Below are 14,705 nucleotides of genomic sequence, written 5' to 3' on the forward strand. Positions count from 1 at the left end.
TTTATCTCGATATAAAATAATATAAGCACCGGCGTTAGGGGTTGCTACGGCATCCTTTTTTTAAACTTGAGCACAATAATTATTATGAAACTAAAAATTGATAGACTACTTATCGCTCCTTAAAAGAATTGTTTAAAAAGATATAACGAAAAGCACTCTCCATTTTTTAATAGGGTAACGTCCAAATTATTTTTAATACATAAATTCTCCTACTTTGTTCAGTATGTATTTGATGCTTTAAGAAGGCTGATACTATGCCGCTGCCTAAATGAAATCATATTATAAATCCAGTTACATCCTAATAGATATAAATAGTAAATGTAATGCCTACTAAAAAATACAAGTATAGTTTTGAATACCTAAGCCTTTGAGAAAAACACTATGCATGGCATGTTCGTTATATCGCGTTTATTAATTAAACGGACATAAACAAAAACAACATACATAAAGACTTGTTGAGCAAACCAAAACCGAGTTTTAAACCGCCAAATTCGACGATTTTTTACGCATCTTAAAAAAGAATTCCTGCGCCAAAAGAAACGTTAAACCATAAATAGTAGCAGAACTACATATTTAATGTTATCGCGCTAATAAGCTTTCGCTCGGTCTCTGTCTGTCATGGTGTAGTTTAGCTTAGTTGATAAAGCGGGCTGCTAAAATCTGCATAGAAAACAGAACAATAACAGTTGGTATTCGTAAATTTACATTAAATAATTAGATTATTTTAATAAATGTTTTAAAAAAATTAATTATTCACTATTTTAACTACATATTTTTGAGTTTTTCTCAAAAATGGATGTAATATTTTAAGCTTTCAGCTTTTTAAAATAGGTTTTTGCTTCCTTCAAAACCTTAGGTGCAAGAATTATGGTACTTAACATAGTTGGAATAGCCATGAGTGCAAATACGCCATCGATTAAATTAAGCATTACGCTAAAAGGTGTGGTTACTGCCAATACAATGCTTAAAATATAGATATAGTTATAATAATGCTTTTTATCTGCTCCTATTAAAAAAGACAGACATTTTGTACCATAATATGAATATGAAAACAATGAGGATATGCTAAAAATGGCAACGCATACCATTAATAAATATTTACCGTAAACAGGCATGGTATGGTTAAAGGCCGAGGCCGTTAAACTTACTCCATTATCTGCCGTAGTTTGCCAAACGCCTGTTACCAAAATAGCTAATGCGGTTAAGGTGCAAACTATTAATGTATCTATGGCTGGACCAAGCATAGCAACCAATCCTTCTCGAATAGGTTCAGATGTTTTTGTTGCGCCATGTGCCATGGGTGCTGTTCCTATTCCCGCTTCGTTTGAAAAGGCTCCACGACGAATTCCTAACAAAATTAACGCACCTACAACACCTCCGAAAAAGGGTTCACCTTTATAATTATTTGCTGTAAAGGCATCGGTGAAAATCATGATAAAATATTTTGGAACCACTTGATAGTTTGAAATTAAAACAATTAGTACCAAAACGAAATATAGAATAACCATAGACGGCACAAGCTTAGACGCCGCATTACTTATTCGTTTTAAACCACCAAGAATAATAACAGAGGTTAAACTTACTAAAACTAATGATAAGATGAGGTTTGATTTTAAGCCAACCTCAACACCATTTGGAGTTAATAAAATATCGTTTATTGCTTGTGTTAATTGATTTACGTTTACTACCGGTAACGCACCAATCAATCCGCAAGCACTAAACATTATAGCTAATGGTTTCCACGATTTACCCAATCCTTCGGTTATAAAATACATAGGGCCGCCTTGTAAATCGCCATTAGAATCTTTTCCGCGGAACATAACTGCCAATGATGAGGTAAAGAATTTTGTAGACATGCCGACAATAGCACTTACCCACATCCAAAACATAGCGCCTGGCCCACCGAGTGAAATGGCTGCGGCAACTCCCGCGATATTCCCCATGCCAATGGTAGACGATAACGCTGTGGTTAAGGCTTTAAAATGTGAAATTTCTCCTGGAGCATTGGGATCATCAAACTTCCCGCTTAATACCTGTATGGCATGACCTAAATACCTAAAAGGCAAAAACCTTGATAGTATAAGTAGATATAATCCGCCACCTATTAATAGTAAAACCAAGGGTAAACCCCAAGCGTAATCTGAAAATGTTTTTATAAGTTCTTCCATAGTTTCAAATTAATTATATAAATATATCAATTTACAAACACGACCTTTACATTTTTTAGAAGTATATTTATATTTCAAAACTCATTTTTATTGCAAGCTAACCGAATATATTTTATTGATGCCGTTCGTGCATTTGCCATTTTAATGATGTTGCAAGGGCATTTTATTCATAATTTACTAACTCTAACTTATAGAGATAACAATAACCTCATTTATAATATTTGGGAATATTTTCGTGGTTTTACAGCTCCTACCTTTTTCACTATTTCTGGTCTTGTATTTTCGTATTTGCTATTACGTGCCCATGCGAAAGGCGATGACAAACCAAGAATAAAAAAAGGATTATTTCGTGGTTTATTACTACTAGTTATTGGGTATAGTCTACGATTAGATATTTTTAATTGGCTTAAAGGTGATTTTGATACCCACTTTTTTGCAGTAGATGTTTTACAATGTATTGGCTTAGGTTTAATTACTTTGGCCGGACTACACATTCTTTTTAAGAAATACAATTACCTATTCTCTTTTGTCCTTTTTACTTTAGGATGTATTTGTTTTATTACCGAACCACTTTACAGAAACTTAGAATTAACGAATACACCTCTCTTTTTAGCAAACTATATAACAACAAAAAACGGTTCAATATTTACAATTTTACCATGGATAGGTTACTCGTTTTTTGGTGCTTTTTTATCGACCGTGTTTTTTAGGCACTTACATCGTAAACATTTTAAACTACTTACAATTTCCACCTTTTTTATCACAGGCTACTTCCTTATTTTTCAATCATCTATAGTATTAATAAAACTACACTTATTAACCAATATTGACCTTTTTAAGGAATGTGCTTACTACAATTATTTATTTACCAGACTAGGTGATACTTTAATTCTATTTGGAGTTTTTTATAGCTTAGAACGCTTTCTAAGACAATCTTTGATTACGAGGATAGGCGAAAAAACATTATCTATTTATGTAATTCATTTTATAATACTTTACGGAAGTTTTACAGGATTGGGCCTAAATCGATTTTTAAGAAAATCTCTAGACCCTACGCAAGCCATACTTGGTGCTATTTTATTTATGATAGTGGTTTGCTTTATTGCTTTCTACTACGCTAAAACAAACGCCTTTATTTATAATTTAATCCGAAAACTATCAGGGGAATTCAAAAATTAGTTATGACTTATGATGAATATTTAGCTGATATAATTAGACATGCTTTAAATGATAAACAAATTTATTTTTCTGAACTTAAAATGATGGGAGACTTATGTTTTAAAGTCGACAACAAAATGCTTTGTGCTATTTTTTTAAATAAAACCTATGGAGGTAGCTTAATAATGGCTCGTATTGGCGAAATAGTTTACCTAAACGAATTTAAAAAATCATAATGCTTACCCATGAATTTTACAGGTCGTCCCATGAAAGGTTATATTTATGTTACTCCAGAGGATTTTGACACCGAAGACGGTTTGGAATATTGGCTGCAAGTATGTTTAGATTTTAATCCGTTAGCGAAAGCGAGTAAACCTAAGCGGAAAAACACACTATTATAACAATCAAGGTAATTGGTTATGGAGCGAGGTGTATTTAGTTTTTACATTGAAGATAATTGAAATGCATTTTTAAAATAAAAACTCACTAGTTTAAAACCAATATATTTTATCGGTAGTCTCTCATCCTAAAAGAGAGTTACCCAAAATACTGAAAAAATATTTTATTATTTTTAAAACTCTTAAACAATAATAATAATAAACCCCTTTGTATACAAAGGGGTTTTAAAATTAGTAAACTTTATTTACTAGTATTATTCATCGATTTCAATACTAAATTCACCACTATAGTTAATCTCAACAACTTCGCCATCTTCCAAAGTTAATATACCACTTATAGAATAAGTAGTACCATTTCCAGAAACAATTATATCTCCATCCACAACATCTAAGTAGGAACCATCAAATTCTAGAGAAGAGTCTGAATAGTAAAAATCTGGCAATTCTTCGTCAGAATTGTAATCATAAAATTCAAAAGTACCCGCTACAAAAGATTCAGTACCTATTGAAAACAATTCCGCATAAAATTCAAAAGAAATCTCATCACTAGATGTTCCTTCTAATGTATAATCATAATTATAATAACCTTCTTCCGCACCATAATCAACTATATAAGCTTCTGTTACATCAATCTCATCACCATCATACCCAATAGTGTTAGAAAAACCTGCATTGCCTGAATCATCATCATCTGAAGAACATGAAGCAATTAATAACGAGATAAATAATAGACAACTTAATTTTGTAATTCTTTTCATTCTATATGTTTATTGATTAGTTGCGAATGTATATTATTCTTATTAAAAATTAACATAAAATCTTAAAAATAATGAAGATTATCGGTTTTAAATGCTTTTAATCGGTTTTAATGTTAAAAACAAAAACTACTTTTAAACACCACCCAACTACTATAATTATCTCAAACTTAAAAACTACAAAACCAATATATATTGTTTATTGACAACTGTTAACAAAAAAAAATATGCAATTATAATATTCTTAGGCCTAACCATAAATTAATAATAAAAATTTTAACTATGAAAATTTAAGTAAATTATTTAAGCTAAGTCTATAATTTTTTAAATTTAAAAACATGATAATTGTAAGCTTTTAAATGAAAAGACATACCTAATTTTGCGGTTTAAAACTCACATAAATTAGATATGATGATCACTAGAACCTTTTTACTTCCGCTTATATTTTTAGCATGCGTTTTATCATGTAAAGACGCTAGCAAAACAGAACATACAGAGAAAACAGAAAACGAACACCATTGGAGTTACGCTGGTGAAACATCACCAGAACATTGGATTGAGATTGAAAAAAATTCAGATTGCGATGGCAAGTACCAGTCACCAATAAATATTATTAATAAAGACGCAGATTCAATAGCCAGAAAAGATGATTTAAAGATATTATATACGCCTACAACAAATATTAGTAAAGTAACAAACAATGGACACTCTATTCAGTTTGATTTTGAAGCAGGCGATTCTATAAACTACAAAAATGAAAACTACTACTTAAAGCAAATTCATTTTCATGAACCATCAGAACACAAAATAAACGGTGTTATTTACCCTATAGAAATACACCTAGTGCATGTTAGCAAATCTGGAAATATTACTGTTTTGGGTATTATGGGAGAAGAAGGCAGCAAAAGCCAATTATTCGAATTCTTTGAAAGTTTTTTACCTATTGAAAATGGAACAACAAAAACCATTCAACAAAAAATAGATTTATCTAGTTTATTTTTGGAAGATAAGAACTATTACTCTTACGGTGGATCATTAACTACTCCTCCTTGCTCTGAAGGTGTAAATTGGCTAGTTTTTAAACAACCTATTATTCTATCTGTTGAAGAAGTTTTAAAACTAAGAAACAATATGCCAACTAACAATTACAGAAACGAACAGCCGTTGAATGACCGTGAAATTAAATTGAATTATTAATCTTAATTTTTAAAACAGATGAAATATAAAGCAGTAATTTTCGATTTAGATGGAACGCTAGTTAACTCCATTGAAGATATTTCAGACGCCATGAATAGTGTGCTTCAAAACCATAATTACCCAACTCATAGCTATAAAGCATATGGAAATTTTATTGGTAGTGGCATCCGTAATTTGGTTCAAAAAGCACTACCTCCCACTCATAATAATGAAGAGCAAGTTACCACTTGTTTTGATGCTATGATGAACGTTTATCGTAATCAATGTATACATAAAACAAAGCCTTACGATGGCATTATCGAACTCCTTGACACCTTAAAATCGCGCCAATTAAAACTTGGTGTATTTTCAAATAAGGCCGATGAATTTACAAAAAAAGTAACCTTAGCTTTATTGCCAAATTATTTTGATTCTATAGATGGTTTGACTATTGAATCTCACAAAAAACCAAACCCAATAAAAGCTATTCAAATAAGTAGAAATTTAGGAATAAAACCAGAAGACATCATTTTTGTTGGCGATTCTGGTATAGATATGCAAACCGCAAATAATGCTAATATGTATGCTGTTGGTGTGTCTTGGGGTTTTAAACCGAAAGAAGAATTAATTGCTGATGGAGCGAAATTAGTATTAAATAATCCTTTGGAATTGATCGATGTTTTGTGATTTTAAAATTTCAACTAAGTTTATAAAATAATACAAGTCGTTATAATAATTCAAATTATCTCAAAATCAAAAGCCTTCATACAATAACAAAATTTAGCTACTTTTAGGAACACAACCATGATAATCCAAAAACAATAAAATTCAGAAAAACTAACATGAATACTAACAAGCAAACCACACACCTTCTAGCTTCAAAAAAATTAATAGGTTCCGTTGTGTCCATTGGAAACAATTGCGCGACTGTTAAACTAACTATTACAAAAGAAATGATTGTTGATACTTACAATCTTTCTCACGGTGGTTTTGTTTTTGGATTAGCAGATTACGCAGCTATGGTAGCCATAAACAAACCTACTGTAGTTTTAGGTAAAGCAACAACAAAATTTTTAAAACCAGTTATTTTAAACGACGAAGTAACAGCTGTTGCAACAATTAGCGGAAATTTGAATGAAAAAAAAGTAATTGTATTCGCCGTTGTAAAAAACCAAAAAAATGAAATCGTTTTTGAAGGTGAATTCGTTTGTTTTGTTTTAGAAAAACACATTCTAGAAGACTAACATATACTTAACTGTTATAGATAAAAGTTTTAATAAATAGTACTGAAAAGTATTTGAACGAGTAAAAAACATGATAAAACTAAAAAAGGTTTCAGAAATCCCTGAAACCTTTTTTATGATGTTTATTCTTAAATTATTATAAACACACTCTTAAATAAATCAATTATTTACATTCAAAACTTTATGTAGTCGCCCATCATTTTTGTCGTAATTCGATTTAGTATTTGTTTTTTGTACCTTTTAGCATAACCACATCAAAAACCGATAAACAATTTCTTCTGTATAATCAAAAACTGTACACTCTAAATAACAATAACAACTTAAAATAAGACTAAGTTACCCTTACAGGACTTCTTTTCTTCTAATATTAATTCGCATAGTGCCTTCAATAGGCTTATCCGAAACTAAAATTAAATATCCACCACCACCTGCTCCAGCTAATTTCCATGCGAGTGCTTTATCTTTATATTTAGCTATTTCTGCATTAATTCTATCATTAACCATTTCAGGAAACATCTTGGTTTGTGCATTAAACGATTTTGAAAACCCTTCTGCAAATTTCCCCAAATCCTGATTTTGAATAGCCTCCCAAACATCATCAGCTGCATTTGCAAGCTCCTTTACGTTATCTTCATTGATATGTGTATCCTTTAAAAGATCTAGTCCTTGTTCCCTTGGCCATAATAATCTCATATAAATATGCTCTTCTAACCAAGCAAGCGTAGACTCTGAATGTACAGATTCGAAATCAACAGGCCAATATGCGTTGTCATATTTATGTCTAACCAAGCCAGGCATACAAATACCGATAGCATCTTGCGCACCAGAAATCATAGTAGATCCAGGCGTATTTTCAAATTTAAAAAGAATTTCTGCCAGCTTTTCTGGTTTTTCCATTGGCAAATAATACGGCCATATTTTTTTTGCTGCATTTCGAGTAGAAGTAGACATTCCACATCTTTCATTATACTCAATTACGGGTTCTAATGATAATGTTATAGCCCAACCTGAACCATATTTTGAAACATAAGGTTGATCAATCCAAGTTCCTGCTAAATCGATTCTATATGGCAATGTACAATTACCAGCAGATCGTATAGCCGTAGTTGAACGCTCTGGTAATCCTGCATCTGGTATTCTTTCTAGTAACTTTAATTCTATACCTAAACTTGCACACAATTCTTGTTTCTCTGGAGAAAACCCATCTTCATTTACAATAAAATAATCTGGTTTTAAATTAACAAGATCTTCTTTAAAATCTAAAATACCAGACCCCGTATTCACAAAGGCTTCTTTTACATATCTAATAGCGTTAATGGTATAGATTCTTTCTTGCTCAGAGTTTATAGTTTGACGCCCTTTCAATTCTGATACAGTTGCATCAGATCCGATTCCAACATATAAATCACCATAGGTTGCGGCTTCTTTAAAAAATGCAATATGTCCGCTATGCAACATATCAAAACAACCTGATACAAAAACCTTTTTACTCATTATAATATAATTTTAAAATTAATTTAAGATGAAATTCTTTATCCATCATTTATAAAAACACTAAACCACAAAATAAATTAAGTGCTTAGAACTAGAAATATACACTTTCTACTTCAAATATGCTAAAACATTGTTTTCAATACGCTCTTGAATGTTAGAAACATCAGCTTTCACAAAAGTTTTACCTGTAATATTTTCATAAAGCTCGATATAACGATCGGATACCGATTGAATATATTCATCGCTCATAAAAGGAACCGTTTGCCCTTCTAAACCTTGAAAATCGTTGGCGATTAACCACTGGCGCACAAACTCTTTAGAAAGTTGCTTTTGCGCTTCTCCTTTATTTTGGCGTTCTTGGTAGCCATCGGCATAAAAATAACGTGAAGAATCTGGCGTGTGTATTTCATCAATCAACACAATTTTCCCGTCTTTTGTTTTCCCGAATTCATATTTAGTATCTACCAAAATTAATCCACGTGAAGCAGCTATTTCTGTTCCTCTTTGAAATAATTTTCGAGTATAATCTTCTAAAACCACATAATCTTCCTCAGAAACAATACCACGCTTTAAAATATTTTCACGAGAAATATCTTCATCATGATCACCCATTTCAGCTTTTGTTGCTGGGGTAATTATTGGGTTTGGAAACTTATCATTTTCCTTCATCCCTTCTGGCATTGCAACGCCACAAAGTATGCGTTTGCCCGCTTTATACTCACGTGCTGCATGACCAGACATGTAACCACGAATTACCATTTCTACTTTAAAAGGTTCGCATAAATGCCCTACCGCTACATTTGGATCGGGTGTTGCGGTTAACCAATTTGGAACAATATCCTGAGTGGCCGCCATCATTTTTGTAGCTATTTGGTTTAATATTTGCCCTTTGTAAGGAATTCCTTTAGGCATAACAACATCGAAAGCAGATAAACGATCTGTAGCGACCATTACTAATTCATTATCATTAATATTATATACGGCTCTTACTTTCCCTTTATAAAGACTTTTTTGTCCTGGGAAATTGAAATTGGTATCTATTATGGTATTACTCATTTTGTTTTATTAGTTTATGAGTTTGTTTTTTAATTTTTATTTGCGTCAAATTTAGTTAAAACGATACACTTTTTTAGAATTTTGAATTCACTATCTTTTTTTGATATGAATTTCTCTTTTTAACTTTGTAAATCTTCCTTTTCGTTGAATTAAAAAACAAAAATTTGCGGATAATTTAGCCCCGATTGATGCGACATCCTTTTTATGTACTTACCCTAAGCTATAATTTACACTAAAACTTCACTTTATACGCTATAAATTAATTAGATAGCGAAATATGTTTAGTACATAAAAAGATATAGCGGAAAGCGGGATGAGCTTCAAAAAAATTAATCTATATTCTCGATGCTTTTATAAGCTTCAATTACTTTTTTAACGAGTTTATGACGAACAACATCTTTATCGTCTAGAAAAATCATGCCGACACCTTCTACGTTTTTCAGAATTAAAAGGGCTTCTTTTAATCCGGAAATGGTACGCCTAGGTAAATCTATTTGCCCAGGATCGCCGGTTAATAAAAACTTGGCGTGTTTCCCCATACGGGTTAAAAACATTTTCATTTGGGCATGTGTTGTGTTCTGCCCTTCATCTAAAATCACGAATGCATTATCCAATGTTCTCCCGCGCATAAAGGCTAATGGAGCAATTTGAATGGTACCATTTTCGATATACTGTGCTAGTTTTTCGGCAGGGATCATATCACGAAGCGCATCGTAAAGTGGTTGCATGTACGGGTCCAACTTCTCCTTTAAATCTCCTGGTAAAAAACCTAAGTTCTCACCTGCTTCTACAGCCGGACGCGTTAAGATAATACGTTTTACTTCTCTATTTTTTAGCGCTTGTACTGCCAATGCTACACCGGTATATGTTTTACCTGTTCCAGCTGGACCAATAGCAAAAACCATATCGTTTTTATGCATGAGCTCCACCATTTTTCGCTGGTTTGCCGTTTGGGCTTTTATAAGTTTGCCACCTACGCCGTGCACGATAACCTCGCCTCCTTTGGCAGATGCTATATAATCGTCGCTACTTTGGCTTGTTAAAACCCGTTCAATAACGTTTTCGTCCAACTTATTATATTTAGCAAAATGTTTGATAAGCATCGTCATGCGACGGTTAAATTCGTCTAGCATTTCTTCTTCACCAAAGGCTTTAATTTGATTGCCCCGTGCTACAATTTTTAATTTAGGAAAGTACTTTTTTAAAAGTTCAATATTTACATTTTGTGCTCCAAAAAATTCTTTGGGCGTGATTTCTTCTAATTCAATAACAATTTCATTCAAAGGCGTTGTTTTAATTTTAACTAAATTAGATATTAAAACCTCTCAATTTTCATTTAAAATATAAAAACGAAAACAAAAAATTATGTAGGTTTGTATCTCGTAAGTGTTCATCTCAAAAATACATAATTTTAGATGACAAAACGCTAAAAACATATCAACAATTTTGTTCATGGCAATAATAACTTTAACATCAGATTTTGGCTTAAAAGACCACTTTACTGGCGCAACTAAGGGTGCTATTTATAGTGAGTTGCCCGATGTTAATATTGTTGATATCTCGCATAATGTCTCTCCATTTAGTATTCCCGAGGCGGCATATATTATCCAAAATGCCTATAGTAGTTTCCCCGAAGGCACTATACATATTATTGGTATTGACTCGGAAATTAACGCCGAAAACAAGCATATTGCGGTTAAATTAGATGGACATTATTTTATTTGTGCCAACAATGGCATTATGAGTATGATTTGCTCGGAAATTGTTCCCGAAAAAATTGTAGAAATTAATATTCATGATAAAATACAAACTAGTTTCCCTGTACTCGATGTATTTGTAAAAGTGGCTTGCCATATTGCACGTGGAGGAACATTGGATGTTATTGGTAAATCGATAAGCGGCATAAAACCAATTAAAAATATTGAGCCATTTGTTAACGACGATAAAACAAAAATTGTTGGAAATATTATTTATATTGATAATTACGGCAATGTGGTTACTAATATAAAACGTAGCTTTTTTGAAAGTATACAAAAGGGACGAGATTTTGAAATTTCGGCTCGAAATTATAAGTTTAAAAAAATACATCTTAAATACAGTGATATTGTTAATTTTGATATCCCTGCTGAAAAACGACAAGATGAAGGACGGAAATTAGTAGTTTTTAATTCTGGTGGATTTTTAGAGATTTCTATATTTAAGAGTAATCCAAAAACCAACGGAAGCGCTTCTAGCTTATTGGGTCTAGGCGTTATGGATGCGGTGAGCGTTAGTTTCAACCCAACCTCTATTGTTGCTAAAAGCCAGATAGCTCTAGATGAGCGTATTTAATTATAAAAAAAACAGAAAGGTAGCCCTTTCGAGAAAAAACAAAAACAGTAAAATATGTTAGTTCGAATTGTTAAAATGGGTTTTTACAGACAGAATGTTGACGTCTTTTTGGAGAGTTTTGAAAACAACAAAACTAAAATTAGAAATTCTAATGGTTGTACCTTTTTAGAATTGTATCGTGATAAAAACAACCCTACTATACTTTTCACGTATAGCTATTGGGAAAGTGATGCCCAGTTGCAAGAATATAGACAATCTAAAGAATTTAAAACGCTTTGGAAAACTCTAAAACCGCTTTTTAGCATTCGTCCAGAGGCTTGGAGTTTCGATAAATTAGAAACTTTAGATTAAAATTTAATAAAAAAAGCAATAATATATAATTGCGCCTACATCTGTAAAATATATGCTTGCCATACTTAAAAAAGAAATAAACGCATTTTTCGCTTCACCTATTGGTTATTTAGTAATTGGTATTTTCTTGTTACTAAACGGACTATTTCTATGGGTTTTTAAAGGTGATTTTAATATTCTAAATTATGGCTTTGCCGATTTATCACCTTTCTTTTTACTAGCGCCATGGATTTTAATTTTCTTGATTCCAGCGGTAACTATGCGGAGTTTTTCCGATGAAAAAAAACAAGGTACTTTAGAGCTTTTACTAACAAAACCTATTTCGCACACACGTATTGTGTTGGGTAAATATTTTGGAGCACTTATTTTAATACTAATTGCGCTTACCCCAACAATACTATATATTTACACAGTAATCCAATTAGGAAATCCTCAAGGAAATTTAGATGTTGGTAGTACACTTGGCTCCTATTTCGGGTTGTTTTTTCTAGTAGCTTCTTACACGGCAATCGGTATTTTTACGTCTACTTTTACAGATAACCAAATTGTGGCTTTTATAAGTTCTGTATTTATTTGTTTTCTTTTTTATATTGGTTTTGAAGGCATTGCCGATTTTGCTTCTAGCAATTTTATAGACCAACTCGGTATGAGTTTACATTATAAAAGTATGAGTCGCGGTATTCTTGATACACGAGATATTTTATACTTTTTAAGTGTCACTGCTTTTTTTATTTTCATCACTGTAAAAGGAATCAAAAATGAAAAATTACAGAAAAAATCATGGATGCAAATTGTTGGTGTTTTTGCAACTTTATTTATCCTGAATATTGCCGTAAACGGAATACACAAACGTTTTGATCTTACAGAAGATTCGCGATACACTCTAAGCCCTGCTAGTTTAGATATTTTAAAAGATGTAGAATCTCCAATAATTATTGATGTGTTTTTGGATGGAGAAAATTTTCCTTCAGAATTTAGACGCCTACAAACTGAAACTAAACAATTACTAGAAGAGTTTGCTTCCGAAAACCCGAATATTATTTTCAATTTTTTCAACCCTTTGGAAGATGACGCTAATCGCGATATTATTATAGAGCAACTTACTCAACGTGGTTTAACCCCAATGCAAATGAGCATTCAAGAAAACGGATCCTCAACTCAAGCCATCATTTTTCCATGGGCTTTAGCAAGTTATAACAACCAAACAGTAACCATCCCTTTAATTAAAAACAAAATAGGTTCTAATCAACAAGAATTAGTTAGCAACTCGGTACAGCATCTAGAGTACGCTTTCGCGGATGGATTTAGCAAACTAACAAAACCTAAACGCCGAAAAATAGCTATTCTAAAAGGGAACCAACAATTAGAAGATAAATACATCGCAGATTTTGTTAAAAAATTAGGCGAGTATTATTTAATAGCACCTTTTACTTTGGATAGTGTTGCTAAACAACCACAAAAAACGCTAGAAGAATTAAATAATTTCGATTTAATAATTTCAGCTAAACCAACCGAAGCTTTTACGGAAAGTGAAAAACTAGTACTCGACCAATATACCATGAATGGCGGAAAAAGTCTTTGGCTTATAGATGCCGTTGCTATCGAAAAAGATAGTTTATTCAATGCCTTAGGAACAAGTTACGCTGTACATCGCGATTTAAATCTAACCGATTTTTTCTTTAAATACGGTGCTCGAATTAATCCGGTATTGGTTGCATCAATATATTCTGCGCCAATTACATTAGCTATGGGAGAAGGCAGCCAATCCCAATTTCAAAATTTACGCTGGCCATATTCGCCTTTTGGAAGTTCTAACAGTAACCACCCTATAGTAAACAATTTAGATTTAATTAAATTCGATTTTGCAAACCAAATAGATACGCTTAAAAACAACATTAAAAAAACCATTCTTTTAGAAACAGCTCCTTTAACACGACTTGAAAGTACTCCGCAAAAAATTAGTTTAGAAGTCGTTACGCAAGAGCAAAAGCCAATAGAATTTAACTCAGGAAAAGAAACTTTGGCAGTTTTATTAGAAGGTGAATTTACATCGGTTTACAGTAACCGAATGAAGCCTTTTAAACTCGCAAATAATAGAAACAATAGCAAAGCCACAAAAATGGTTATTATAGCAGATGGAGACGTTATTGAGAACGATGTTATAAAGAATGTTCCTCAAGAATTAGGTTTTGACCGATGGACAGGGAAAAATTATGGTAATAAAGAATTCTTGCTGAATATTGTAAATTACTTACTCGATGATAATGGACTTATAAACATTAGATCCAAAGAAATTGCCGTTGCCTTTCTAAATCAACAAAAAATTGCTGCCGAAAAAACCAAGTGGCAACTTATTAACATTGCGCTACCATTGGTATTGTTAGCTATATTCGGGTTTAGCTTTAATTACTTTAGAAAGAAAAAATATAGCATTTAAATGTTAATAAGTTTGTTTCATAATATAAGCCATATAGAATATATTTGTAAGTAGCATAATTACAATTTAAACTAAGTTAATAGATAAAACATTTACGCCTAAACGCTGCTTTCTGTTGTTTAGAATTATAAAATAAA

14 protein-coding genes are annotated in these 14,705 nt (G+C 32.0%); 9 read left to right on the forward strand and 5 right to left on the reverse strand.

What is annotated here, in order from left to right; genetic code table 11:
* Positions 1 to 806 precede the first annotated feature (806 nt).
* A complete protein-coding gene (locus GQR97_RS02110) occupies positions 807 to 2,168 on the reverse strand; it encodes an alanine/glycine:cation symporter family protein (RefSeq protein ID WP_158844680.1) in 1,362 nt (453 codons plus the stop codon).
* Positions 2,169 to 2,258: 90 nt separating this feature from the next.
* On the opposite strand from GQR97_RS02110, the gene GQR97_RS02115 reads away from it, so the two are divergent.
* From GQR97_RS02115 to GQR97_RS19755, 3 genes are read left to right on the forward strand one after another with little or no spacing between them, the layout of a single operon-like run.
* Positions 2,259 to 3,347 carry a heparan-alpha-glucosaminide N-acetyltransferase domain-containing protein gene (locus tag GQR97_RS02115; protein WP_199269902.1) on the forward strand — a complete coding sequence of 363 codons (1,089 nt, stop codon included), beginning with the start codon at positions 2,259 to 2,261 and terminating at the stop codon, positions 3,345 to 3,347.
* 2 nt (positions 3,348 to 3,349) lie between these two features.
* The gene (locus GQR97_RS19750; RefSeq protein ID WP_233267589.1) at positions 3,350 to 3,562 is read left to right on the forward strand and encodes a hypothetical protein; all 213 of its coding nucleotides are present in this window, start codon (positions 3,350 to 3,352) and stop codon (positions 3,560 to 3,562) included.
* 9 nt (positions 3,563 to 3,571) lie between these two features.
* On the forward strand, positions 3,572 to 3,727 hold the full coding sequence (locus tag GQR97_RS19755) for a hypothetical protein (protein WP_233267590.1): 156 nt from the start codon (positions 3,572 to 3,574) through the stop codon (positions 3,725 to 3,727).
* 251 nt (positions 3,728 to 3,978) lie between these two features.
* On the opposite strand, the gene GQR97_RS02125 is transcribed toward GQR97_RS19755, so the two are convergent.
* A complete protein-coding gene (locus tag GQR97_RS02125) occupies positions 3,979 to 4,482 on the reverse strand; it encodes a hypothetical protein (protein WP_158844683.1) in 504 nt (167 codons plus the stop codon).
* 405 nt (positions 4,483 to 4,887) lie between these two features.
* Here GQR97_RS02125 and GQR97_RS02130 point away from each other — a divergent pair, with 405 nt between their 5' ends.
* The 3 genes from GQR97_RS02130 to GQR97_RS02140 all read left to right on the forward strand — a co-directional run bounded on the left by GQR97_RS02130 (position 4,888) and on the right by GQR97_RS02140 (position 6,899).
* Positions 4,888 to 5,676 carry a carbonic anhydrase gene (locus GQR97_RS02130; protein WP_233267591.1) on the forward strand — a complete coding sequence of 263 codons (789 nt, stop codon included), beginning with the start codon at positions 4,888 to 4,890 and terminating at the stop codon, positions 5,674 to 5,676.
* Between the two features lie 18 nt (positions 5,677 to 5,694).
* Positions 5,695 to 6,342, forward strand: a complete 648-nt coding sequence (locus GQR97_RS02135) for an HAD family hydrolase (RefSeq protein WP_158844686.1) — start codon at positions 5,695 to 5,697, stop codon at positions 6,340 to 6,342.
* Between the two features lie 155 nt (positions 6,343 to 6,497).
* A complete protein-coding gene (locus GQR97_RS02140; RefSeq protein ID WP_158844689.1) occupies positions 6,498 to 6,899 on the forward strand; it encodes a thioesterase in 402 nt (133 codons plus the stop codon).
* A gap of 342 nt (positions 6,900 to 7,241) precedes the next feature.
* On the opposite strand, the gene GQR97_RS02145 is transcribed toward GQR97_RS02140, so the two are convergent.
* The 3 genes from GQR97_RS02145 to GQR97_RS02155 form a co-directional block, all read right to left on the reverse strand.
* Positions 7,242 to 8,393, reverse strand: coding sequence for an adenylyltransferase/cytidyltransferase family protein (locus GQR97_RS02145; protein WP_158844692.1), 1,152 nt, complete (start codon positions 8,391 to 8,393; stop codon positions 7,242 to 7,244).
* A gap of 108 nt (positions 8,394 to 8,501) precedes the next feature.
* Positions 8,502 to 9,449, reverse strand: coding sequence for a phosphoribosylaminoimidazolesuccinocarboxamide synthase (locus tag GQR97_RS02150; protein WP_158844695.1), 948 nt, complete (start codon positions 9,447 to 9,449; stop codon positions 8,502 to 8,504).
* A gap of 329 nt (positions 9,450 to 9,778) precedes the next feature.
* Positions 9,779 to 10,732 carry a PhoH family protein gene (locus tag GQR97_RS02155; RefSeq protein ID WP_158844698.1) on the reverse strand — a complete coding sequence of 318 codons (954 nt, stop codon included), beginning with the start codon at positions 10,730 to 10,732 and terminating at the stop codon, positions 9,779 to 9,781.
* Positions 10,733 to 10,901: 169 nt separating this feature from the next.
* On the opposite strand from GQR97_RS02155, the gene GQR97_RS02160 reads away from it, so the two are divergent.
* Genes GQR97_RS02160 through gldG form a run of 3 tightly spaced genes read left to right on the forward strand, consistent with a single transcriptional unit; the run spans position 10,902 to position 14,568 of the window.
* Entirely contained in the window at positions 10,902 to 11,780 is an 879-nt protein-coding gene (locus tag GQR97_RS02160; RefSeq protein ID WP_158844700.1) for an S-adenosyl-l-methionine hydroxide adenosyltransferase family protein, read from the forward strand.
* 54 nt (positions 11,781 to 11,834) lie between these two features.
* A complete protein-coding gene (locus tag GQR97_RS02165; protein WP_158844703.1) occupies positions 11,835 to 12,131 on the forward strand; it encodes a putative quinol monooxygenase in 297 nt (98 codons plus the stop codon).
* 52 nt (positions 12,132 to 12,183) lie between these two features.
* Positions 12,184 to 14,568: a gliding motility-associated ABC transporter substrate-binding protein GldG gene (gldG, locus tag GQR97_RS02170; protein ID WP_158844705.1), complete on the forward strand. Its 2,385-nt coding sequence runs from the start codon at positions 12,184 to 12,186 to the stop codon at positions 14,566 to 14,568.
* Positions 14,569 to 14,705 lie beyond the last annotated feature (137 nt).

The organism is Algibacter sp. L1A34, assembly GCF_009796805.1.
In the GTDB taxonomy this organism is placed as follows: domain Bacteria; phylum Bacteroidota; class Bacteroidia; order Flavobacteriales; family Flavobacteriaceae; genus Algibacter.

Excerpts from the sequence above, each read along its gene's own strand:
- GQR97_RS02110 (WP_158844680.1), bottom strand. The coding sequence starts at position 2,168 with ATGGAAGAACTTATAAAAACATTTTCAGATTACGCTTGGGGTTTACCC.
- GQR97_RS19750 (WP_233267589.1), top strand. The coding sequence starts at position 3,350 with ATGACTTATGATGAATATTTAGCTGATATAATTAGACATGCTTTAAAT.
- GQR97_RS19755 (WP_233267590.1), top strand. The coding sequence starts at position 3,572 with ATGAATTTTACAGGTCGTCCCATGAAAGGTTATATTTATGTTACTCCA.
- GQR97_RS02125 (WP_158844683.1), bottom strand. The coding sequence starts at position 4,482 with ATGAAAAGAATTACAAAATTAAGTTGTCTATTATTTATCTCGTTATTA.
- GQR97_RS02130 (WP_233267591.1), top strand. The coding sequence starts at position 4,888 with ATGATGATCACTAGAACCTTTTTACTTCCGCTTATATTTTTAGCATGC.
- GQR97_RS02135 (WP_158844686.1), top strand. The coding sequence starts at position 5,695 with ATGAAATATAAAGCAGTAATTTTCGATTTAGATGGAACGCTAGTTAAC.
- GQR97_RS02140 (WP_158844689.1), top strand. The coding sequence starts at position 6,498 with ATGAATACTAACAAGCAAACCACACACCTTCTAGCTTCAAAAAAATTA.
- GQR97_RS02145 (WP_158844692.1), bottom strand. The coding sequence starts at position 8,393 with ATGAGTAAAAAGGTTTTTGTATCAGGTTGTTTTGATATGTTGCATAGC.
- GQR97_RS02150 (WP_158844695.1), bottom strand. The coding sequence starts at position 9,449 with ATGAGTAATACCATAATAGATACCAATTTCAATTTCCCAGGACAAAAA.
- GQR97_RS02160 (WP_158844700.1), top strand. The coding sequence starts at position 10,902 with ATGGCAATAATAACTTTAACATCAGATTTTGGCTTAAAAGACCACTTT.
- GQR97_RS02165 (WP_158844703.1), top strand. The coding sequence starts at position 11,835 with ATGTTAGTTCGAATTGTTAAAATGGGTTTTTACAGACAGAATGTTGAC.
- gldG (WP_158844705.1), top strand. The coding sequence starts at position 12,184 with ATGCTTGCCATACTTAAAAAAGAAATAAACGCATTTTTCGCTTCACCT.